The organism is Dermatophilus congolensis (assembly GCF_900187045.1).
GTDB classification, from domain to species: domain Bacteria; phylum Actinomycetota; class Actinomycetes; order Actinomycetales; family Dermatophilaceae; genus Dermatophilus; species Dermatophilus congolensis.
Map to the genome: position 1 here is coordinate 2,336,557 of NZ_LT906453.1, position 21,424 is coordinate 2,357,980.

Below are 21,424 nucleotides of genomic sequence, written 5' to 3' on the forward strand. Positions count from 1 at the left end.
ATAGCGCAACTTCACCAAAGCGTTCTCAACGCCGCGAAAGTCGCAATAGAAAATGGTGAAAATTCTGTGGGCCCGGATAGCGCTTCAGATGCGGCGGCGATGCCTCTCTTCATTTCACGCCACGCAGTCACATACCAGAGGCCATCCCCTGCGGGAGTAGAAGCCTCAACCCTCACACGAACATTCGCCGGTTTAACGTCGAAAACTACATCACACGATGCTGCTTCATCGTGATGATTAACCTGATTCGGTGTGCCTGAGGGCACTCGGGAAGGGTCGATATCTGACACGGCGTCACTCAGCTGTGGATCAACCCATTTGCCCACTCTGCTTGCCCACTGTTTATCTTTCGGTGCTGCGAAGAAATCCTGAGCAAAGCCATTCGCCACAACTTGACAGGACGAGAGGTCAAAACCACTTTCTTTTGTCGCTGCTGGATCGTTTGCTTTGCCGGTAACTGCTGCAATGAGCCCAACCAGCAGGATTAGTGACACGACACCGGCTGTTATAACGACAACGGCTGCTCTGCGAGGACTGTTCAGCATCCACGCCAACACCGACACCACACGCGCAGACCTATGCATCGGATGTGCAGGCACGTTGACTCCTTTCTTTCTGGTTTTCTTGACACGTGAGGTTGTTGTCTTTGTGGACCTTTGAAGCAGCGATATTGGAAGAGCATGACGACGCGTCCAGACGGCGCGGTCGATCTATCTGGTCCCCGTGCACATGCACGTTATTGGCCTGACCTAACTGGTGTTGGGCTAGCTCATCGAAATTATTCGGCGTCTGTGCAGATATGAGTGTCTGGGTCTGCTCGTTCTCGTAATAAGCAGTGGGATGTTGTGGAGTTAGTGCTGTTCGCTGTTCAGTGGGCTGGGCGGTTTCTCCATGCACGGTGATGCGGCGAGGGGTTTCGTCGGGGAGTTCTCGATCATCGATATGGCTTGTCTCAGCTCTTACAAAAACTGCTGAAGGAATCACTGCCTCGGTAGGGGTGTTTTTGACTGAGTTGTCTCTTAGCTGCCGGAATTCCTCGCGTAATGCTTCTAAAGCAGTCGCAAGTGTTCGGGTGTCTTTGTTGACGCCGGTGTGTTGGGCAAGTAGGTGTCGGCGTTTCCAGGCAGAGCGGGCTACGACGAGCATGATGAGCATCGCGAGTACTTTTGCAGAGGTGCTGGCTTCGGCACCGAGTATGTTTCCCACTCCCCCAGCCACAAAGACAACGAAGAGAGTTGTGGCAATCGCCGCGGTGAGGAAATAGGAGCTGATCCAGCGCACCATGGCGCTGGCTGTCCATTGGAGGCGAGGGAATTGGGCTATGAGCGCCCCGATCGGCGCGATGGCTAGCGCGATGTCGAGCACGAGGCGCAAAGTGCCCATCCACCACAGGGACCAGGTGAGGAAGACGACGATGGGTAGGCAGGCAAGGAGTCCTGCCAGGGCGGCGGAGGGCCGTTCGCTGGTGTCGTTTCCTGCGAAGTATCGGTCATAGGTGCCTGGGTAGGTGGTGTGGTATTCGGCGGCTACGCGTGCGTAGTCGGCTTTTTTGGCTGCTTGAATGTGGGCGGCGTAGGCGCGGTCGGTGGTGGCGCGTTGAGCTTCGTGACGGGTGTATGTTCCGGCAGCGAACAGGCGGGGGCCGAATTGTGCGGCGGCTTTTTGATCTGGGCCGAAGTGGATGGTGGCCCAGGAGGGGTAGATGACGTTTTGCATGAGCATGTCGCCGATGACTGCGTCTGTTTTTCCTAAGGCAGGCAGGTCTGTGGGTGGGGGTTGGGCAGGATTGACTGGTCCGCTGGTGTGGGTGGCTTGGGTGGTTGCTTCTCCCATTGCTGTATAGAAGGCTGCGACTCCGGTTGAGATGAGCGACCCGGCTGTGACGGTGGTAGCCAAGGTGAGGGCTCCGGTTGTGAGGATGAGTGCGGATTTGGCTGAGGCGGAGCTAGCTTCGGCGAGGTCACCGCGACGAGATCGCAGTAGCCAGTAGATACCGGTGGCTGCTAGGGAGAGTGTTCCGAAGAGTAGCCACCATCTGGCTCCGAGGGTGTGGCGGGTGAATGTGGTGATGGGTGTGATGAAGGACCAGATTCCTTCGGGGGTGAAGACGATGTGTGTGGCTTCTACTGCTACTGCTACTGCTACGAGTTGGAGTTGTATGTAGAGGGTGGCGGCTTCGTTGCGTGGGTCGAAGATGCGTGAGATTGCTCCCTGGGCACCGTTGTGTATGGACAGGGGGCACCCTGGGTCGTAGATGACCGGTTCGTATCCGCCGTATCCGTAGCGGGAGTAGAGGCCGTTTCCGGGGGTTGAGGGGCCTGCGTCAATCCATCCTGCGAGTCCGTCTTTTGGATCTCCTGGGGTGGGTGGATTTTTACATTGGAGGTCGGACTGGGTTCCGCGGATGGTGTTGCCGAGGTCTTCAAGCGGGTTGGGGGGTGTTGGTGGTTGGGTGGGTGTGAGGGTTGGTGTTGCTGACGGGGTGGGTGGGTTGGGTGTTGCGTTTGTGGGGGTTGGGGTTGTGGTGCAGAGCAGTGCGGTGAGTGCGGCGATGCTGAGGTATCGGATGAGGCGTCTGGCCGGGGTGTGGTCTCGGTGGCGCCATGGATGGGGGGTCACGCGGACCAGTCGCCGTAGACGTCGGCGACGGGGGGTGGGGTATGGATGCTGGTGGTGTTTGCTGCAGAGCGGAGTTCGGGCGTCCACCATGCCCAGTCGTGTGCGGTGATGGCGAGGCGGTCGTCGAATCCGCGTATGAGCATTTCGGCGTTGCGGAGGCGTTCGATGCGTTCTGACCATCCTTCGCCGATGGGGGTGCGCATGAGTTGTGCGACTTCGTTGGCGTTGCATTCGTTGGCTCGGAAGGTGATGAATTGTCCGATGAGTGTTCGGATGAGGTCGTCGCCGAGATGGGTTAGTGGGGTGATGGTGTGCATGATCCACATGACGGCTGCGGCGACTTTGCGGGTGTCGAGGGCGGATCGGCGCATGAGTGAGGTGATGGCTGATTGGCCTGCTGCCAGGACGCCGAGTTCGTCGATGATTTGTAATTTGCGTTCTCGGTCGGCCCACAGGTGGAGGGAGGCTAGGCGGGCTGCACCCAGGAGGATAGGTACGGCTTGGCGCATCTGGCTGGTCCATTCGGAGCGGGGCATGTTTGCTTCGGGGACTTCGATGCCGGGGATGGTGACGATGGTGAGGGTTTCGGAGCTGACGAGGTCGATGACTTTGTCTGGGTTGACTTCGGTGGCAGGGAAGACGAGTTGTCCTTCGAGGGATTCGCGTTTTCCGGCGAGTTGGGCGGCCGCGCGGGCTCCGGCGGTGCCTTCTTTGGTGAGTGCGTCGATGATTTCTTGGCTGTGGGTGCCGTAGGCGCCGCCGACCGCGTTGCAGGCTGCTTCGATGGCGGCAAGGGTGTCAGGGTTTTCTGCCATGCCGATGGGTAGGCAGGCGCGAGTCATGTCGATGGCGTGGGCGATGCGTTCGGAGGCGCGGGCGCGGCGGTCGCCTTCGTATTCTTCGGTGTTCTCGAAGTCGGTGGGGCGTGGTTCGGGGATGGCGGTGTGGGGCATGAGTGCGCCCGGTGGTGCTTCTTTGGTGATGGGGACGATGCGGGAGCGGTGGTTAATGGATTTCAGGTGTGCGACGCGGGCGAGGGAGCCGTGTGGGGAGGGGTCGATGACGAGGGTGGGGATTCCTGAGAGGGTGGCTTCGTAGGCGGCGCGGACGGCGAGGGTGGATTTTCCTTCGCCGAGGTTGCCGGTGACGAGGGTGGTTCCGGCGCGGTTGCGACGGGGGCCTTCCCACCAGTCCATGTGATAGACCTCGTTGGTTCCGGCGATGCTGCCTAGGAGTGCGCCTGTTTCGGCGCCTGCTTTGCCGGTGACTTGGGGCATTCCTGCGGCCCAGCTGATGATGGGCATTTGGGTGAGGTGACCGGTGAAGTCCCATTCGCGGCCGGGTTGGAAGGTGAGCCAGTCTGTGTATTGGCCGAGTTCGTGGGTGAGGGTGGTGTTGTTGTCGGCGTCGGCGGCGGCGCGGATGGCGCGGACGGCGGCGGCGGTGTCTTCGGGGGTGTTTTCGGTGACGGCGATTTTGATGAGTCCGGTGAAGCGGTGGCGCAGGGTTGATGAGGTTGAGTTGACTTCGCGTCGGTAGCTGCGGGCGCGGTTGAGGCCATCTTCAACTTCTGGGCGGGTGTCGTATCCCTGTGCTCGGTCTGCGCGGGCGATGGAGGTGTTTTGGCGTACGAGGAGTTCGGCGGTGTTTTTGAGTTCGCGTCCGTCGATGATGTCTCCGCAGGCGACGAGGTCGGTGCGGGTGGTGCGGGTGCCGAACCAGGCCAGTGGTGGGGTGAGGAGGTCGTTGGTGTCGATGTTGTCTGGGGCGTTTTCGACGCGGAGGATGGCGGTGTAGCGGGAGGTGGTTTCGCCATTGTGGAGGGTGGTGAGTTGAACGGAGGGTTGGAGTGCGTCGGCGCTGGGGTGGATGGGGCCGTGTCCGGGTAGTCCCATGCGCATGGATTCGATGAATACTGCTTCGACGCTTTTGGTGGTCATGGGTTCTGCCCATGGGGTGTGGGGGTTGTGGCCGGTGAGGGTGCGGGTGAGGTGGTCGACGCGTTCTTGGATGGGTAGGTAGTTGTGCATGTTGTGGGGTACGGGGGTGCCGGGTATGCACAGGGGTAGTTCGGTGCGGTCGATGGCGCGGTTGGAGAGGCGGATGGCGAGGATGGTTCGCCATCGTGTGGCGTTGAGTTGGTTGATGGCTTGGGCTTGGCGTTTGAGGTGGCCTTCCCAGCCTTCGGTGTCGGTGGTGGGGTTAGTGGGGACTGGTTGTGGTGCGGTGTTGCTATATGCCTGGGTGATGGCGCTGGTGGGGTATGTGGTGGGGTAGCTTCGCAGCCAGATGCGTTCGCCGAGGAGTTGGGACCAGATGGTGGCGTTGGTGCGGATGGTGGCGTCGCGTTGTGGAGCGGAGCGGCCTCGCCAGGTTTGGTCGTTGAGGCGGAAGAAGAGCCAGGTTTCGTTGGTGATGGGTGAGGCCAGGAGGTTGGCGTGTCCGTAGGGTTCGGTGGTGCGGATGCGTTTGGTTTCGGCGTGGTGTTCACGTAGTGCGCTGAGGCTGCGCCGCAGGCGGGTGATGGCTGTCACTGGGGGCTCCAAACATGGACGGTTCGTGGACGGGTGCGGCGGTGGGGCGGCTGCTCCAGTCGGGCATGGTGAGGGTGGGGCCGTCGATGGGTGGGGGTGTTCGGGGTGCGTGGAGTTCGGCGCAGAGTTGGTGGATTCGGTAGGTGAGGGGGGTGGTGGGGGTTTCGTATCGGCCGGTGATCGTGAGGATGGCTGTGGTGGTGATGATGGTGATGGTGGCGCCGGTAAGAGTGGCTGTGATGGTGAGCCAGGGGCCGTGTGTGAAGAGTGATCCGAGTAGCCAGAGGGTGAAGGAGGTGAGGGGGATGCCGATGAGGCAGGCGATGTAGAACCTGACCCATTGGAACCAGCGGGCTTCGCCGGGTAGGTCGTAGAAGGTGAATTCGACGCGGGTGGCGGCGTCGTCGGTGCGGATGCGCATGGGTGTTGGGTTATTGGCCGAAGACGCTGGTGAGGAAGCTGCCTACGCCGGATACGAGGAGGGTGGTGAATCCGCCGATGGCGAGGGCTACCCAGAAGGTGCCGATGGCGGCTACGGCGGATTGGCGGCCTGCTTGACGGACGTCGCCGCGGCGGGATGAGGCGATTTGGGTGATGCCGATGTAGGCGAAGAGGGCGGTGACGATGCCGATGATGACGGATCCGAGGAAGACCCAGTTCATGCTGCCGGTGTGGTTGAGGTTTGCGGCGTGGTTGAGGGTGTCGCTGGTCCAGCCTGTGGTGGCCAGGTGGCTGGGTGGTGTGGTCAGCATGGTGGTGATCATGTGTGGCTTTCTGGGGTGGGTGAGAAGGAGTGGGGCGTGCTTCCTTTCACGCGGTGCTCAATCTTCCACGATCGCAATCGTTTTCCTAGGAAGCTCGGTGTTGTGCCGGTGGATTATTTGGTTGAGGTGTTGTTTGTGTTCGCCCGGCACGCGAGACCCTTGGGGCAGGTTGGGTGAGTTGGTCTTATCCTCCTGATATGCCTTCACAGGTCTCCAAAAAATTTGGTCTTCTTCCCAGAATTCTTTTCGCTATTGTCTTGGGCATAGCGTGCGGCCAGTTCTTCCCTCATGAGTTGACACGTGTTTTCGTTACTTTTAACGGAGTTTTCGGAAACTTCCTATCTTTCATTATTCCGTTAATTATCGTGGGGCTTATTACTCCTGCCATCTCCGAGTTAGGTAAGGGCGCAGGCAAGTGGCTGGCAGTGACTGCAGCTATCGCATATGTGTCAACGATTTCTTCAGGACTTTTGGGATGGGCCACGAGCACTGTGGTTTTGCCACATCTTTTGGCGGGGCGAAGCGTTTCATCAGTCACGAATCCTGCCGATTCGCTACTCAAGCCGTATTTCACGATCGAAATGCCGCCCGTTTTTAACGTCATGACTGCTTTGGTCTTAGCTTTCATGGTGGGTGTTGCTCTTACCGCAATCCGGGGAGATCTATTGTTGCGCGGTTTCTGCGAGCTGCGCGAGATGGTAAACAAGGTCATTTCCACAGTGGTTATCCCTCTGCTGCCGATTTACATTTTTGATATTTTTCTCAACATGACAGCCGTGGGTGAAGTTTTTAACGTCATCACAACATTCCTCGGCGTGATCGTGATGGTTTTTGCGCTCACCTGGGTAGTTCTTTTTGTGCAGTATGCGATTGCCGGTTTGGTTGCGCGACGTAATCCTTTGATGCTTCTTAAAACTCTTTTACCTGCATATGTGACGGCTTTGGGGACCTCTTCGTCAGCTGCAACTATTCCTGTGACATTGCGTCAGACTGTCAAAACAGGGGTTTCGGAGCCGGTTGCATCGTTTGCTGTCCCGCTGTGCGCGACCATCCATTTGGCAGGCTCGACAGTGAAAATTGTTTCTTTCTCGCTCGCCGTAATGATGCTTTCTGGTAAGACGGTCGACCCGTGGCTGTTCCTTGGATTCATCCTCATGTTGGGCATCACGATGGTTGCAGCTCCTGGTGTACCTGGGGGTGCGATTATGACGGCGGCGGGACTACTGGCGAGCATGCTTGGATTCACGGATCCGCAGGTGGGGCTGATGATTGCCACGTATATCGCTATCGATTCTTTCGGCACGGCGACAAATGTCACTGGAGATGGCGCACTGGCTACGATCGTGGACAAACTTGTCTTGAGGGATCAAGCGAAAAAGAAGTCACTGCAGCAGCCCCCTGATGCGCCGTAGGAATACTTACGCCACAAAGACATTGAGTCTTCCCTGAAGGTCGTCCTCACATGTGAGGACGACCTTTCTTTAGCAAGGGGCGCGCATGCCGATGGGCACGGTAGTCGCGCTTCAATGCCGCCTATCCCGGGAGGAGTCTCTTAGCGCGACAGGAAGACTCCTCGCGTAAGGATTTTCTGTGCTTTCGCGCCGCTCAGGTTCCCTTCGCCCTTTCCGGCTACATCACCCTGGCCGACTATGTGCCATATCGGTCGCTTTAGTAATTTTGGGAAGTTCGGCTTCAGCCAGTGTTGCTAGCGCTTCAGGGCCAGTTTCAGTTATCACTTTTGGTGATTCGGTTCCAAGTGGGGCGGCGTGCCACTGCATTCCTTTTGGCGAGAAGGTCGCAAATTCCATTGCATCAACTCAGGATAAGGATTACGCCTTTAGGAACTATGCGCGCGGCGGCTCCACTTCTGCTGGACTGCTGTCAACATTGAAGACTCCCGAGGTTCGCACCAACACGGCCGGAAGCGACCTTGTTCTTGTCGAGACGGGAGCTAATGATTTTTCTCCATCGAAAGCGGCACAGTGCCGGAATGACATCGCGTCAAAAAACTGCTACGGCCCGCAGCTGCGTGCACTCCGCTCAATTCTTTCCTCCGCCCTTCGCACGATTAAGTCTTTGCAAAAATATCCGCGCGCCGAAGTCATGGCTCTGGGGTATTGGAACGTTTTCCAAGACGGCGCAGTGGGGCGCGCAAAAGGAAAAGCTTTCGTGGTTGGGAGCGATCGACTCACGCGCGAGGTGAATAAAACTATTCGCTTTGCCGCACGTGACGCTGGCGTATGGTACGTCGACGTTTACACCCCATTTAAGGGCCCTAAAGGGATAAATGACCCGACTTCTCTCCTTGCGGCCGATGGAGATCACCCAAATGGAGATGGGCATCAGGCGATTGTCGATGCTGTGATCCGCCGTTTGGGGCCTCGTACTTCTCTCGTTTGATGCTGCGACTGCACCTGAAAGGAACCGAAGGGCGAAATATTGCCGTGGGTTTGTGGGGTATCTAGGCTCTACCCATGCTTCGTCTTTCCGGATCCAGGTGCCAGCGTCCAGGTGCCTCGCGTGCGTCACGGTCTGCTCTTGTTCTACGCGCCGGTGTCGCTTTCGCTTTGGTTGCAGCGCTTGCTGGGTGCGGTGGCGATGATTCTTCCCCTGCGAATCAGGGAAATAAAACTGCTTCGAAGCCCACTCCCACAGAGGTCAAGCCGCTGGCTTCATGGAGTAAGCAGCCGGTGAAGGTTGGACGTGCGGTTGAAACCAAGTACCAAGGTCCCAAATCCGGTGTGTCATTCAAAGTTCATGTGTGGCTTCCAACGGATTACGACGAGCCTTCTGCGGCTTCAAAGCGTTACCCGGTAGTTGTTGCATTTCCTGGCGGTTCTGGCACGACGGGCACGCCGTGGTTCACTCATGGGGGCCCGTCGGCGATTGCTGCTGGGGCTCAGTCAGGTAAGTCGAGTCAGTTCATTCTCGTGCAGCCGCAGATGCAGATTGACGACGCTCATGACACGGAGTGCACAGACCTTGAAGGGCAACCGAAGGTAGGCACCTTTCTTGGCAAGGATCTACCTGAGCTGATTAAGCATGATTTCCGTACCTCCACCTCCCCCACTGGCTGGGGAACAACAGGAGTTTCTTCTGGGGGGTACTGCGCAGCTGTCATTGCGATGCATAACCCGAACACTTTCTCCGCAGCTGCGCCCCTGGACGGGTATTTCAATATCGATTCCAATCTCGCAGCAGGCAAGACTCCGGCCGCGAAAGCAACTGACCCTATGCACGTGGTGCAGACCGCTCCCCCGAAGGTAGCGATTAAGAGCTGGTATGGCACGGGGGCCAACAACGGGGCTTTGTCGAAGAAAAACAGCACAGACTTCGCCGCCGTAGTTAAGCCTCCTACAACTTTCGAGATGCAAGAGGTGCCCAATGGAGCCCACTCCTGGACTACGTACACCTCGATCTTGCCTGACGTGTTTTCTTGGCTAAGTAGCAAGCTGGACAAGCCTGCAGGCTGATCCAGCTTGGGCTGTTCCCCTCGGTCATGTCGTCGACATCGCACTGTCGGCGAGGCATATCCTGTACCTGAACGATCACGTATCGTCGGACCGCTCCCGGAGCAGGATGTCGAAGGGAACAGCCCATGAACACACCCGAACCATCTGCGCAGGAAGAGTCATCGGGTTCATCTATCTATCGGCGTTTTTTCTTCATCGTGATGCTTTGCCTTGCCTGCACTGTGGTCGCTGCCGTTTTTGCGACACAACAGTGGAATATGTTTAAGCCACGCTCACGCCCTACGAGCGTGCAGGCAACCACTGCGTGGTTCAGCCCTTCTCCGAGCTTCTCAGGCGACAACAGCACCCCCAGCGCGACTGGCAGCAAGCATTTGTCGATCGTCACTTTGGGAGATTCGGTGCCTGCAGGGATGGCATGCGATTGCGATACATATTCGCAGCAGGTGGCCCAAGCTCTCTCGCGGCGCCACAACCGTACTGCAGGGCTAGTGAATCTTGCTCTAGGCGGCGCCCGTAGCTCCGATATCGTTGCCCAACTTGCCACTCCTCAGCCTCGTGCGGATATCACCACTGCGGATCTGGTTTTACTTCAAGTTGGCGCTAATGATTTCAATCCGGAGCAAATCGAAGAATGCGCTAACAATCTCGATCGCTGTTATGGCGCAGATCTGACTCGTCTTCGCCGAAATATCTCATCTTTAACTGATGAAATATCACGAATAAGTAATTACCGAGCGAAAATTGCTGTTATCGGCTATTGGAATGTGTTCCCGGATGGCAAAGTCGGATCTCACTACGGCGAGGGCTACCTCAGGGCAAGTGATCGACTAACGCGCAAGGTCAATACTGCCCTGCGCGAAGCCGCTGGGAAAAACGGGCAGTTTATCGACGCCTACACGCCCATCAAGGGCAAGAACGGCAAAAAAGACCCCACGTCCAAGCTGGCGCCCGATGGGGACCACTTGGATGCTTCGGGGCACACTGCGCTCGCTAAGGCCATCTTGGCGGCTCTGGGGCCCTCATTCGCAGCAGGCTGAGCAATCTGACCTCTACTCACACACAAAAAAGCGTTTTGTCTTAGATGCATGATCTAAGACAAAACGCTTTTTCGTCACCGCACTCAGCGGAGAAGACCGCGCTGTGCTGCCTTGACGAGGTGACGGGGCACCTGAAGCTGCTCGCCGTCAACCTGCACTGCCACCAGGTCAGGAACGCTTGCCTTCCACTGCGACCTGCGGTGACGGGTATTGGAACGAGACATTTTTCGCTTGGGGACTGCCATGGTTTCTTCCTTCGAGAATCAATCAGTTGCGTACTGTGCGGAACCATCTTGCCCGCTTGTTCGGGTTCTAGGCTACGTCGCGCCGTTCTCCAAGCCATGGATCATAGTCGTCCGGGCGCCCTGCCCAACTGTTGAGCCCGGCTGCAAGTTCAGCATCGGTAAGTAGAGCAGCTTCGAACGCGGCTTGCGCTTCGGTGGGGTCACCGTCGACGCCAGTGATGACTAAGCGGGTAACTGGATCGACTCCAGCTTCCTGCCATGTCATGTGCGTGCCGATACTGATCTGCCCTCCGGCGGAATCAAATTGGCAGACTGCCTCCGGGCGAGTGGGGAGCCAAAAAACACCTCGCCCGCGGCCCGGGGTACCACCAAGACCTTCAAAGTTTTCACGCAACCGGTCCGGATGGCATGGACGCCATGAAGAAAGCTCCACAGTCCACACGCCGTGGGCATCTGCAACGCCGGATGGAGCAGCTACCAGAGGGTCTCCTCGATGCTCCACTTCCTCCTGAGGCAGGGGATCCAAAAGGCTGGATGCCTGCAGCTCACATACCGGAACAGGGGCTGCACCCCCTGGGTGCATATGACGAAGAACGGTTTCCTCGGCTTGCGCTACAGGCCCTGCAGTGACGACAACGTCGGCGCACTCAATTTGGCGCGCCAACACCTCCCCCAAGGCTCGATCATCGTCGGCCCCGAAGCCGAGGTCACGCTCACTGAGCAAGTCGTCGCCGCAGAGGTCCCACATCACTTCTTCACCGTCCACTGCGGCTACGACACGTCCGACCTTGCACATCCCCTCTTCAGCAAGCTCAGCCAATGCACGCAGAGCAGGCACTGGTTCAGCACTCAAAGGAAGTGCGAGCACGATCACCTCGGGACGGCGCATGAGGACCTCCCGAATAGCCGGGATGATGTCTTCGCGCAAAGCGCATCCAAGGCATGCATGCGCCAGGGGGATGCTGCGGTCATCGATGACACCGTTGCCGTCAGCGATGACCCGCCGCAAGATCCCCGCATCGGGATCGATGTCGTGTCGGACAAGCACCGCGCCTGGGATATCAAGCAGCAACCCACCGGTAACAGTGGAGCGCATAGACTCGTTAACCGCGGCGCAGGTGATGACTGTCGTCATCGACCCTCCTGGCCACCTGCACGTCGCTTGCCGTAACGGCGGTTGAACTTTTCAACACGTCCCTGAGTGTCAAGAACACGGTTGCGGCCGGTCCAGAATGGGTGGCTTGCGGAGGAGACGTCGACATCAACGACGGGGTACGTGTTACCGTCCTCCCATTCGATTGTATTCTTAGGTGTAGCGGTCGAGCGGGTAAGGAATGCATACCCCGCGTTGTTGTCACGGAAGACGACGGGGTGATAGTCGGGGTGGATTCCCTGTTTCATGTGATCTCCTGTACCTTAATGCGAACGATTATCATTCCTAGCATAGGAGGTCCCATGAGCGCACGCTGCCAGGTCACGGGCGCAACGCCTCAGTTCGGAAATTCAGTTTCACACAGTCACCGACGCACAAAACGTCGTTTTGACCCGAACATTCAGCGCAAGCGTTACTGGGTGCCCAGTCTCGGACGCCACGTCACGATCAACCTTTCCGCAAAAGCTATCGGCATTGTCGACCGCCGTGGAATCGACGCCGTGGCCGCTGAACTCATCGCGAAAGGAGAACGTATCTAATGGCAAAGAGCAACGAGATCCGACCGATCATCAAGCTCCGCTCCACCGCCGGAACTGGATACACCTACGTCACGCGCAAGAACAAGCGCAATGACCCTGACCGCATGCATCTCACCAAGTACGACCCCATCGTGCGCCGCCACGTGGAATTCAAAGAGGAACGCTGATGGCTAAGAAAAGCAAGATCGCCAAGGATGCGCAGCGCCGCGAAATCGTCGCTCGCTACGCTGACCGCCGCGCTGAACTGAAGCGCACGATCCTCTCGCCGCAGAGCTCGCCCGAGGAGGTTTCCGACGCAGTCAAGGCCCTGGCAAAGCTGCCCCGTGACTCCTCCCCCACCCGTTTGCGCAACCGCGACGTGGTTGACGGACGCCCGCGCTCCGTCTACCGGAAATTCGGCCTCTCCCGCGTCCGCCTGCGCGAAGAAGCCCACGCAGGCAACCTGCCTGGCGTTACGAAATCCAGCTGGTGACAGAAACACCCTTTTAGGAGACTCTCATGAAGGTCCGCGCCTCCATCCGCTCGCTGGCAGCAGCTCCCGGATCCAAGGTGGTTCGCCGCCGTGGCCACCTCTACGTCATCAACAAAGCGAACCCTCGCTTCAAGGCACGCCAGGGCTGAGTAGCAGCCTCGTGGGCACGATAGCGCGAGCCCCGGACCGACAAGACGTCGATCCGGGGCTCAAATAATGCGCACAGACCCGCCATAAACGCCCCAGGAGCTCTCCAGAGCCACCAGAGCCACCTTTGCTCCTTTCAGATGCTTTCGACTACCTGCAACGCCTCGGTAAGGCTTTGCAACGCTTGGCAATCAGACCTACAGCTCACAGCACGCAATTCCGTTTTCCTTGCTGCTGCTCCAAGGTCAGCGAAGCGATACACGAAGCCAAAAAATTGCCGGATTACCTATTAGCCAACGCTGCAAAAAGATTCAGTAATCAATAGCTCGACTCGCCTTTGCTTCCTCATGCCGTTATCACATGAGAAAGCACTCAGAATCCATGAATTTATTTTGAGCACAGGAAGATTCCCCACTTAACTTGAATCAATAGGGCTTTCGTTTGCTCAGAAAATTTATTCCTTAATTCCCCAGACTGCTTCTCAAGCAAGAATTTTCATGCAGCATGAACCAAAAAGTTACCGGCTTATTGGTTCTCATAACTTTGAGGCACCATTAGCAGTCACACAGACATCTCCACCGCTGCACATCTGACCGCCTCAATACCCGCGCTTCCGCTGCGCACTAGAAAAGCTGCGCACTAGAAAACATGAGGCCATGCACGAAGAGAGTCAGGTTTAACGTTTCCGTTAAACCTGACTCTCTTCGTGCACTCCTGGTGGCTGGTCAAGGATTCGAACCTTGGTAGCTTGCGCGACGGATTTACAGTCCGCTCCCTTTGGCCGCTCGGGCAACCAGCCGTGTCGGTGCGAGTACGACGATAGCAGGACGTTCGTTTCACAGACAAACCGGCACCTCGCCCACACACCTACCCCCTCTCATTTCCCGTGGGGCACGTTCACCACCCCCCGCACGTTGACTAACCTCAGCCCTAACAAAGTTTCACCTACCAGCACGAGGAGCCCCCCATGGCAGACAGCTCATTCGACATCGTCAGCAAAGTCGACCACCAAGAAGTCGCCAACGCCGTCAACCAAGCCGCCAAAGAAATCTCTCAACGCTACGACTTCAAAAACGTCGACGCCTCCGTCGACCTCTCCGGCGAAACCATCACCATGAAAGCCAACTCCGAAGAGCGCTGCCTCGCCGTCCTCGACGTCCTCCAAACCAAGCTCGTCAAACGCGGAGTCTCCCTCAAGTCACTCGACACCGGTGACGGCACCCCCAAAGCCTCCGGCAAGATCTACCGCCTCGACGGCGCCCTCAAAGACGGCATCAGCCAAGAAAACGCCAAGAAAATCAGCAAACTCATCCGCGACGAATTCGGCAAAACAGTCAAACCCGTCATCCAAGGCGACGAACTACGCGTCAGCTCCAAAAGCCGCGACGACCTCCAAGCCGTCCAACGCATGCTCAAAGAATCCGACCTCGACGTCGCCCTCCAATTCACTAACTACCGCTAACCAAACAACATGAACATCCCCACCCCGCAGGCACGCCCGCGGGTCCTGATCGTGGCGACCGGCGGCACCATCGCCGGCTCGTCGGCCGCCGCGACCGGACACCGCTACACCGCCGGCGTCCTGAACATCACCGAACTCACCAACGCGATCGGCCCCATCGGCAACCACGTCGACCTCACCGCCAAACAAGTCTTCTCCATCGACTCCACCGAGATGACACTCGCCGACCGCATCACCATCGCCCACACCATCCACACCGAACTCACCCACGCCACCCACCAAGGCACCCCCTACAACGGCGTCGTCGTTACACACGGAACCGACACCCTCGAAGACACCGCCTTCTGCCTGCACCACCTCCTGCCCGCCCAAACTCCCATCGTCATCACCGGAGCCATGCTCCCCGCCGACGCCCCCGGCGCAGACGGCCCTGCCAACCTCACCGACGCCATCACCATTGCTGCCTCACCCCACGCACAGGGATGTGGCACCCTCGTCGCCTTCGCCGGACGCATCCACACCGGCCGCGACGTCACCAAACGCTCCGCCTCCCGCATCGACGCATTCACCTCCAACCACGGCCCCATCGGAGAAACAGTCGGCGGACACCCCTACCGCCTCACCCCACCCCCCACCCCAGCAGGACAATTCCCCATCACCCAACTCCCCTACACCCTGCCCCGCGTCGACATCGCCATCGGCCTACCTGAAAACGCACCGACCAACCGCGCCATCATCAACACCGCACCCGATGGGCTCATCTACATCGGACCCGGCAGCGGCAACGTCGACACCGCCAACGCAGACATACTCGACCAAGCCAGCAACAACGGCATCAAAATCGTCCGCACCTCACGCACCGGAGGAGGCATCACAGATCACAACGGCGCCATCAACGACACCGAACACAACTGGATAGCCGGCGCAGGCCACCCCTGGCACAAAGCCCGCATCCTGCTCACCCTCGCCCTAGCCAACAACCCCACAGCAACCACCACCGAACTGCAACACCTCTTCAACCACTCCTAACCCACCACTACTGCCCCATACGCCGCGCCATCTGCTGCAAACGACCGATCCGATCAGCCATCGGCGGGTGCGTTGAAAACAACTGACCGATGTCCTCAGCCCTAAACGGACTAGCAATCATCATGTGCGACGAATTCTTCAGCTCCTGCGTCGGCTCCAACGGCGCCAACGACACACCCGTGCTCAACTTATTCAACGCACTCGCCAGTGCCATCGGATCCTGAGTCAACTTCGCCCCATCCTCATCAGCGTCATACTCGCGCGTACGACTAATCGCCATCTGAATCACCGCCGCAGCCACCGGCGCCAACAACGACAACGCCAACAAAGCCAGCGGGTTCGGCCGATTCTCCCGATCACCCCCACCAAAAATCATCAATCCCTGCGCCACACTCGTAATCACACCCGCCAACGCGCCAGCCACCGACGACGTCAAAATGTCCCGGTTGTACACATGCATCAGCTCATGCCCCAGCACCCCCCGCAACTCACGCTCATCCAACAACGCCAAAATCCCCTCCGTGCAACACACCGCCGCATTACGAGGATTGCGACCCGTGGCAAACGCATTCGGAGCCTCCGTCGGAGACACGTACAACTCCGGCATCGGCTGCCCAGCCCGCTGCGACAACTCCCGCACAATCCGATACATCGCCGGCTGGTCACTCTCACTCACCGGATACGCATGCATCGAACGCAGCGCCAACTTCGCACTGTTCCAATACGAATAAAACGTCGTCGCCACCCCCACCAACGCAAACAACCAAATAAAACGGCCGCCACCAACAACCGAACCCAACCCAAGCAACACCGCGAAAATCGCGCCGAACAAAACCGCCGTCTTCAAACCGTTGTAATGCGAATGCATGCCGGTGCAACGCCCCACCACACAATCCTGTTCCACCCAACGCATACACCCCCACGTTCCACCGACAACACCCAACTGAGGCCAAGTGGACTAGCGTTAACCCCAAACGCCGTGTCACCACCCGGACCACGCAACGCCGCCACCACACCCCACGCGCAGCGCTGCACACACCACCGGGAACGACACGGCACTGCCATGCCCCCACGGGCCCCACACAACATCGAGAGCCTGGTGACATCCCCAATGGCCGAAAAGCAGGTCGAGCAGCGCGAGCACGTCGTTATCCGCTTCGCCGGCGACTCCGGCGACGGCATGCAACTAACCGGTGACCGCTTCACCAACGAAACAGCGCGCCTAGGCAACGACCTGTCCACCCTGCCCAACTTCCCCGCAGAAATCCGCGCCCCCCAAGGCACACTGCCCGGAGTCTCCAGCTACCAACTCCACTTCTCCAGCCAAGACGTCCTCACCCCCGGCGACGCCCCAGACGTCCTCGTCGCAATGAACCCCGCCGCCCTCAAAGCCAACCTCAAAGACATCCCACCCGGCGGCACCCTCATCATCGACTCCGACGAATTCACCAAACGCTCCCTGGCCAAAGTCGGCTACACAACAAACCCCCTCGAAGACGACTCACTCAACCAATGGCAAGTCCACGCCATCCCCCTGACCTCCATCACCGTCGAAGCACTCCGTGACTACGACCTCACCCGCAAAGAAAAAGAACGCAGCAAAAACATGTTCGCGCTCGGCCTGCTCTCCTGGCTATACCAGCGCACCCTCGAAAGCACCACGGCCTTCCTCAAAGCAAAATTCGCTACTAAACCCACCATCCTCGAAGCCAACCTCGCCGCCCTCAAAGCCGGCTGGAACTTCGGCGAAACCACCGAAACCTTCTCCATCCGCTACGAAGTAGCCCCCGCCTCGGCCATCCCCGGCACCTACCGCAACATCACCGGCAACACCGCCACCGCATACGGCCTAGCCCTCGGCGCCCACCGCACCGGACTACCCCTCGTCCTGGGCTCCTATCCCATCACCCCCGCCTCCGACATCCTCCACGTCCTATCCGGACTCAAACGCTACGGCGTAGCCACCGTCCAAGCAGAAGACGAAATCGCAGGAGCTGGCGTAGCCCTCGGCGCATCCTTCGGCGGACACCTCGGCGTCACCACCACCTCCGGCCCAGGCCTATCCCTCAAATCCGAAACCATCGGCCTAGCCGTCTCCACCGAACTCCCCCTCGTCATCGTCGACGTCCAACGCGGCGGCCCCTCCACCGGCCTACCCACCAAAACCGAACAAGCAGACCTCCTCCAAGCCATGTACGGCCGCAACGGCGAATCCCCAGTGGCAATCGTCGCCGCACAAAGCCCCTCCGACTGCTTCGCAGCCGCCGTCGAAACCGTACGCATCGCCACCCAATACCGCACCCCCGCAATCCTGCTCACCGACGGCTACCTCGCCAACGGATCCGAACCCTGGCGCATCCCCGACATCGATGACCTCCCCGACATGACCGTCGAATTCGCCACCGAACCTAACGCCACAGATGCCAAAGGCAACCCCACCTTCCACCCATTCCAACGCGACCCCCAAACCCTCGCCCGCCCCTGGGCAATCCCCGGAACCCCCGGTCTAGCACACCGCATCGGCGGCATCGAAAAAGCCAACGGCAGCGGCGAAATCAACTACACCCCCGACAACCACGACACGATGGTCCGCCTACGCGCAGCCAAAATCGAACGCATCGCCGACACCATCGAAGACCTCACCGTCTACGACCCCAGCGGCAAAGCAGAACTGCTCATCATCGGCTGGGGATCCACCTACGGCCCCATCCGCGCAGCCGTCAACCGCATGCAATCCGAAGGCATGGCCATCGCCCACGCCCACCTACGCCACATCAACCCCCTCCCCACCAACACCGGCGACATACTCCGCAGCTACAAACGCGTCATCATGCCCGAAATGAACCTCGGCCAAATGGCTACCATCCTGCGCGCCCGCTACCTCATCGATATCCACTCCCACACCCAAGTCAACGGTCTGCCCTTCACCTCCGCAGACCTCATCGAACACTTCACCCAAGCCCTCGCCGAACTCGGCCAACCCGCAGCCGAATACCGCACCCACCTCAACGACACCCAGGCCTAACCAGAAAGCAGGTACACACATGAGTATCGATCTGCCCACCCCGGTTCACGGCCTCGCAGGCATCCCCACTCTCCCCAGCGATGCCCCCAAACCAACCCGCAAGGAATACGCCAGCGACCAAGAAGTCCGCTGGTGCCCCGGATGCGGTGACTACGCCATCCTCGCTGCCCTCCAAGGATTCCTCCCCGAACTCGGTATCCCCCGAGAAAACATCGCCGTCATTTCCGGGATCGGCTGCTCATCTCGATTCCCCTACTACCTCGATACCTACGGATTCCACTCCATCCACGGCCGTGCCCCCGCTATCGCCACCGGACTAGCCACAGCACGCGAAGACCTCTCCGTCTGGGTCATCACCGGCGACGGTGACGCCCTCTCCATCGGCGGTAACCACCTCATCCACGCCATCCGCCGCAACGTCAACCTCAACATCCTGCTCTTCAACAACCAGATTTACGGACTTACCAAAGGCCAGTACTCCCCCACCTCCAAGCAAGGCCTCGTCACTAAATCAAGTCCTGCCGGATGCCTCGACACCCCCTTCAACCCTCTCCAACTAGCGATCGGCGCTGGCGCCACCTTCGCCGCACGCAGCATGGACTCAGACCGCAAACATCTCACCGAAACTCTCCGCCAAGCCGCAGCCCATCGAGGCACGTCATTCGTTGAGATCTACCAAAACTGCCCCATCTTCAACGACGGCGCATTCGAATCGTTAAAAGACAATGACGCCAAAGCCGAACGTCTATTACCTCTCGAAGCTGGAAAACCCATCGTCACCGCCGACGAGCGCTTCAAAGTGATCCGCTCCGGCATGGACTACGAAGTAGTCGGCACACACTCCACTGACGAAGAAGCAGTCATCCATGACCCCACCGCTGCTAGCCCTACTCATGCATTCGCTCTGGCAGGCCTAGACGACACCGAATTCCGTCACGTCCCCTTTGGTGTTCTACGCAACGTTGACGCTCCCGCATACGACGACCAGGTGCGTGCACAAATCTCCGCAGCGACCACCGCTGTAGGTGGCGAAGCACGGGATAGCGACTTCGCTGCTCTCTTGCGCGGACGCGATTCTTGGACTGTGGAATAAAAGCCATAGAAAACCCATTGGGGGGCATTTGCCGCAGATGCGGTAAATGCCCCCCAATGATTATCCCTGTTTAACCGATTATGCTAAGTATCTCTCACTGGGCGGGAGATTTCGGCTTACGTTCTGCTCCTTTATGCAGGGAGCAGCCTTTCTTGTTCAAGTCGATTTTCCCGGACTCGAAGCATCCAACAAGCTCATCGACACGCTGCCCATACGTTACACCTTGAGCCACCGAAACTTTCCCGGCCTCATCAACCTCGCACGGATTATCGGTCTCACACTTTTTACCAGCTTCGTTTTTCGTGTTGTGAATTCCGACAATCTCACCATCTTTATTATAGATGGGAGAACCACTTGTTCCTGGAACAAGTCCACACTTCTCACCCGAGTAGCGCAAAGACTTTTCCCAGTGATACTTTCCTTCTTTAAGAACTGGAACAAAACCATTAAATGTGCAGGTGTAGTTTTTCGCCCATAGCGCGGAGGGAATCGAAAGCTCGGCACCTACTTCGGGGGCAGCTTTCGCGAAAGAACGCGGCTTTACCCCTCCCTTTTCAAGCTCTTCAAACGTCTTATCGAGCTCATACAAAGCAATATCTGACTTCTTCAACGTCGCATAAAGAAGTTTAGTGCTATGCACATCCATTGCATTCGCAATCTTAGCTCCCTTCATAATTGTCACAAGATGAGATTCAGGAACATTGACAACAACCTGATCTCCCGAAGGGCGATTTGCAGCACAGTGCGCATTCGTCAAGAAAAGTCCCTTATCGCTCTTTTGCGATGAAGGAAACTTCACAATCGAACCAGAACACTTCATAATCCGGGCTGCACCATCGAAGGTCTCGAGCCCGGAGCCCCCGTCAGCGAAAGCTGATGGCGCCCCAGCAACAGCTCCCCCCAGAAGAACCCCAACCATTGCAAACTTAGCGACCCCAAGGTCACCCTTAAGTGTGATCATCATTAAGTTCTTTTCATTAAATTGAAGAAACAAACGAGAGGCGACAGGCACAAAAGAGAAGAATTACCTAACTAAACTCCGCCCTCAGTAATCGCTGAAAATAGTTGAAAAACAAGCGATTTCCGTATGCAGCAGATGTAGGCATCATAGCCTCACCTACACAACACCTAAGAAGTCCCCACACACGAAACAGCCTGTCCCGTAGATCACAGAACAGGCCGCCTCAGCAAGCGTTAGGCTACCTAGCCACCCACATTCAATGAACCCAAGGCCGTGCCCTCCAAATGACCAACCACACTGTCCAACACGATCCTCACCACCTCATCGATAGCCTCATCATCCCGATCCACCAACCACGAGAACGTCACCCCATCCACCAACGACAAGATAACCCGCGCCAACGTACGCGTTGAAAGCTGTTCCGTCCCCTCCAGCTTCAAACCCTCGCTAATGAACCCCTCCAGCACGTCCAAATACGTGGTGTAGAGAACACGTGCAACCTCGCCATCGGAACGAATCGACCACGCAGCCAACTCGTAACTCAACAGCTGCCGACCCGGTGCACGACGCATCTGCACCTTATACGCATCAAACGCTTTAAAAACCAGATCACGCATGCTCAAGCCCTGGGCGTCGCCCTCTTCAATAGCCGCAGCTACCGGGCCAAGAATAGGCGTCGCAAACGACTCCGCGACCCCGGAGAGCAACGCTTCCTTCGAGTTGAAGCAATAGTGCACAACACCCAGAGACACATTGGCCCGATCGGCGATACGGCGCACGGATGCGGCGGCGAGACCCTCTTCAATAGCAAGGTCGATCGTCGCCTCGATCAACTGCTCACGTCGCTGCTCAGCTGGAACACGGGACATAG

The 21,424-nt window shown here is 58.1% G+C and carries 23 protein-coding genes and 1 tRNA gene; 12 read left to right on the forward strand and 12 right to left on the reverse strand.

Annotated elements, in window-relative coordinates:
• Positions 1 to 11: 11 nt before the first annotated feature.
• Genes CKV89_RS11950 through CKV89_RS10130 form a run of 5 tightly spaced genes read right to left on the reverse strand, consistent with a single transcriptional unit; the run spans position 12 to position 5,917 of the window.
• Complete coding sequence (locus CKV89_RS11950; RefSeq protein ID WP_154657569.1) at positions 12 to 599, reverse strand: hypothetical protein; 588 nt, start codon at positions 597 to 599, stop codon at positions 12 to 14.
• Positions 577 to 2,619, reverse strand: a complete 2,043-nt coding sequence (locus CKV89_RS10115) for a hypothetical protein (protein ID WP_028326573.1) — start codon at positions 2,617 to 2,619, stop codon at positions 577 to 579. Before CKV89_RS10115 ends, CKV89_RS11950 begins: the two co-directional genes overlap by 23 nt.
• Positions 2,616 to 5,153 carry an ATP-binding protein gene (locus tag CKV89_RS10120; protein WP_028326574.1) on the reverse strand — a complete coding sequence of 846 codons (2,538 nt, stop codon included), beginning with the start codon at positions 5,151 to 5,153 and terminating at the stop codon, positions 2,616 to 2,618. Before CKV89_RS10120 ends, CKV89_RS10115 begins: the two co-directional genes overlap by 4 nt.
• A complete protein-coding gene (locus CKV89_RS10125; protein ID WP_028326575.1) occupies positions 5,107 to 5,574 on the reverse strand; it encodes a GtrA domain-containing protein in 468 nt (155 codons plus the stop codon). The genes CKV89_RS10120 and CKV89_RS10125 overlap by 47 nt, the downstream gene beginning before the upstream one ends.
• A 10-nt stretch (positions 5,575 to 5,584) precedes the next feature.
• Positions 5,585 to 5,917: a hypothetical protein gene (locus CKV89_RS10130; protein WP_028326576.1), complete on the reverse strand. Its 333-nt coding sequence runs from the start codon at positions 5,915 to 5,917 to the stop codon at positions 5,585 to 5,587.
• A 197-nt stretch (positions 5,918 to 6,114) separates the two neighbouring features.
• On the opposite strand from CKV89_RS10130, the gene CKV89_RS10135 reads away from it, so the two are divergent.
• From CKV89_RS10135 to CKV89_RS10150, 4 genes are all read left to right on the forward strand, one after another.
• Positions 6,115 to 7,329: a dicarboxylate/amino acid:cation symporter gene (locus tag CKV89_RS10135; RefSeq protein ID WP_034400418.1), complete on the forward strand. Its 1,215-nt coding sequence runs from the start codon at positions 6,115 to 6,117 to the stop codon at positions 7,327 to 7,329.
• Positions 7,330 to 7,507: 178 nt separating this feature from the next.
• Entirely contained in the window at positions 7,508 to 8,317 is an 810-nt protein-coding gene (locus CKV89_RS10140) for an SGNH/GDSL hydrolase family protein (protein WP_084440856.1), read from the forward strand.
• Between the two features lie 341 nt (positions 8,318 to 8,658).
• Positions 8,659 to 9,390 carry an alpha/beta hydrolase gene (locus CKV89_RS10145; RefSeq protein ID WP_157728110.1) on the forward strand — a complete coding sequence of 244 codons (732 nt, stop codon included), beginning with the start codon at positions 8,659 to 8,661 and terminating at the stop codon, positions 9,388 to 9,390.
• Between the two features lie 125 nt (positions 9,391 to 9,515).
• Positions 9,516 to 10,427, forward strand: coding sequence for an SGNH/GDSL hydrolase family protein (locus CKV89_RS10150; RefSeq protein ID WP_051277166.1), 912 nt, complete (start codon positions 9,516 to 9,518; stop codon positions 10,425 to 10,427).
• A gap of 83 nt (positions 10,428 to 10,510) precedes the next feature.
• Here CKV89_RS10150 and rpmF read toward each other — a convergent pair whose 3' ends face one another.
• From rpmF to CKV89_RS10165, 3 genes are all read right to left on the reverse strand, one after another.
• Entirely contained in the window at positions 10,511 to 10,672 is a 162-nt protein-coding gene (gene rpmF / locus CKV89_RS10155; RefSeq protein WP_034400420.1) for a 50S ribosomal protein L32, read from the reverse strand.
• A 67-nt stretch (positions 10,673 to 10,739) separates the two neighbouring features.
• Positions 10,740 to 11,807, reverse strand: a complete 1,068-nt coding sequence (locus CKV89_RS10160) for a CobW family GTP-binding protein (RefSeq protein ID WP_028326579.1) — start codon at positions 11,805 to 11,807, stop codon at positions 10,740 to 10,742.
• Positions 11,804 to 12,073, reverse strand: coding sequence for a type B 50S ribosomal protein L31 (locus tag CKV89_RS10165; RefSeq protein WP_028326580.1), 270 nt, complete (start codon positions 12,071 to 12,073; stop codon positions 11,804 to 11,806). Before CKV89_RS10165 ends, CKV89_RS10160 begins: the two co-directional genes overlap by 4 nt.
• Positions 12,074 to 12,127: 54 nt before the next feature.
• Here CKV89_RS10165 and rpmB point away from each other — a divergent pair, with 54 nt between their 5' ends.
• The 4 genes from rpmB to ykgO are packed head-to-tail and all read left to right on the forward strand — an operon-like array spanning position 12,128 to position 12,985.
• Positions 12,128 to 12,364 carry a 50S ribosomal protein L28 gene (gene rpmB / locus CKV89_RS10170; RefSeq protein ID WP_028326581.1) on the forward strand — a complete coding sequence of 79 codons (237 nt, stop codon included), beginning with the start codon at positions 12,128 to 12,130 and terminating at the stop codon, positions 12,362 to 12,364.
• The gene (gene rpmG / locus CKV89_RS10175; RefSeq protein ID WP_028326582.1) at positions 12,364 to 12,531 is read left to right on the forward strand and encodes a 50S ribosomal protein L33; all 168 of its coding nucleotides are present in this window, start codon (positions 12,364 to 12,366) and stop codon (positions 12,529 to 12,531) included. The genes rpmB and rpmG overlap by 1 nt, the downstream gene beginning before the upstream one ends.
• On the forward strand, positions 12,531 to 12,836 hold the full coding sequence (gene rpsN, locus CKV89_RS10180; RefSeq protein WP_028326583.1) for a 30S ribosomal protein S14: 306 nt from the start codon (positions 12,531 to 12,533) through the stop codon (positions 12,834 to 12,836). The genes rpmG and rpsN overlap by 1 nt, the downstream gene beginning before the upstream one ends.
• A gap of 26 nt (positions 12,837 to 12,862) precedes the next feature.
• Positions 12,863 to 12,985, forward strand: a complete 123-nt coding sequence (gene ykgO / locus CKV89_RS10185) for a type B 50S ribosomal protein L36 (protein ID WP_028326584.1) — start codon at positions 12,863 to 12,865, stop codon at positions 12,983 to 12,985.
• 713 nt (positions 12,986 to 13,698) lie between these two features.
• On the opposite strand, the gene CKV89_RS10190 is transcribed toward ykgO, so the two are convergent.
• Positions 13,699 to 13,782: transfer RNA gene (locus CKV89_RS10190), tRNA-Tyr, on the reverse strand.
• Positions 13,783 to 13,950: 168 nt separating this feature from the next.
• On the opposite strand from CKV89_RS10190, the gene CKV89_RS10195 reads away from it, so the two are divergent.
• Complete coding sequence (locus tag CKV89_RS10195) at positions 13,951 to 14,445, forward strand: YajQ family cyclic di-GMP-binding protein (protein ID WP_028326585.1); 495 nt, start codon at positions 13,951 to 13,953, stop codon at positions 14,443 to 14,445.
• Between the two features lie 9 nt (positions 14,446 to 14,454).
• The gene (locus CKV89_RS10200; RefSeq protein ID WP_051277168.1) at positions 14,455 to 15,474 is read left to right on the forward strand and encodes an asparaginase; all 1,020 of its coding nucleotides are present in this window, start codon (positions 14,455 to 14,457) and stop codon (positions 15,472 to 15,474) included.
• A 7-nt stretch (positions 15,475 to 15,481) separates the two neighbouring features.
• Here the strand turns inward: CKV89_RS10200 and htpX are convergent, their stop codons facing one another.
• The gene (gene htpX, locus CKV89_RS10205) at positions 15,482 to 16,342 is read right to left on the reverse strand and encodes a zinc metalloprotease HtpX (RefSeq protein ID WP_028326586.1); all 861 of its coding nucleotides are present in this window, start codon (positions 16,340 to 16,342) and stop codon (positions 15,482 to 15,484) included.
• 243 nt (positions 16,343 to 16,585) lie between these two features.
• Between htpX and CKV89_RS10210 the strand changes: the two genes are divergently transcribed.
• The gene (locus tag CKV89_RS10210) at positions 16,586 to 18,499 is read left to right on the forward strand and encodes a 2-oxoacid:acceptor oxidoreductase subunit alpha (protein ID WP_034400670.1); all 1,914 of its coding nucleotides are present in this window, start codon (positions 16,586 to 16,588) and stop codon (positions 18,497 to 18,499) included.
• A 19-nt stretch (positions 18,500 to 18,518) separates the two neighbouring features.
• Entirely contained in the window at positions 18,519 to 19,592 is a 1,074-nt protein-coding gene (locus tag CKV89_RS10215; RefSeq protein WP_028326587.1) for a 2-oxoacid:ferredoxin oxidoreductase subunit beta, read from the forward strand.
• Between the two features lie 94 nt (positions 19,593 to 19,686).
• Here CKV89_RS10215 and CKV89_RS10220 read toward each other — a convergent pair whose 3' ends face one another.
• Positions 19,687 to 20,604, reverse strand: a complete 918-nt coding sequence (locus CKV89_RS10220) for a S1 family peptidase (RefSeq protein WP_154657570.1) — start codon at positions 20,602 to 20,604, stop codon at positions 19,687 to 19,689.
• A gap of 191 nt (positions 20,605 to 20,795) precedes the next feature.
• Positions 20,796 to 21,422, reverse strand: a complete 627-nt coding sequence (locus tag CKV89_RS10225) for a TetR/AcrR family transcriptional regulator (protein ID WP_051277375.1) — start codon at positions 21,420 to 21,422, stop codon at positions 20,796 to 20,798.
• Positions 21,423 to 21,424: the final 2 nt, after the last annotated feature.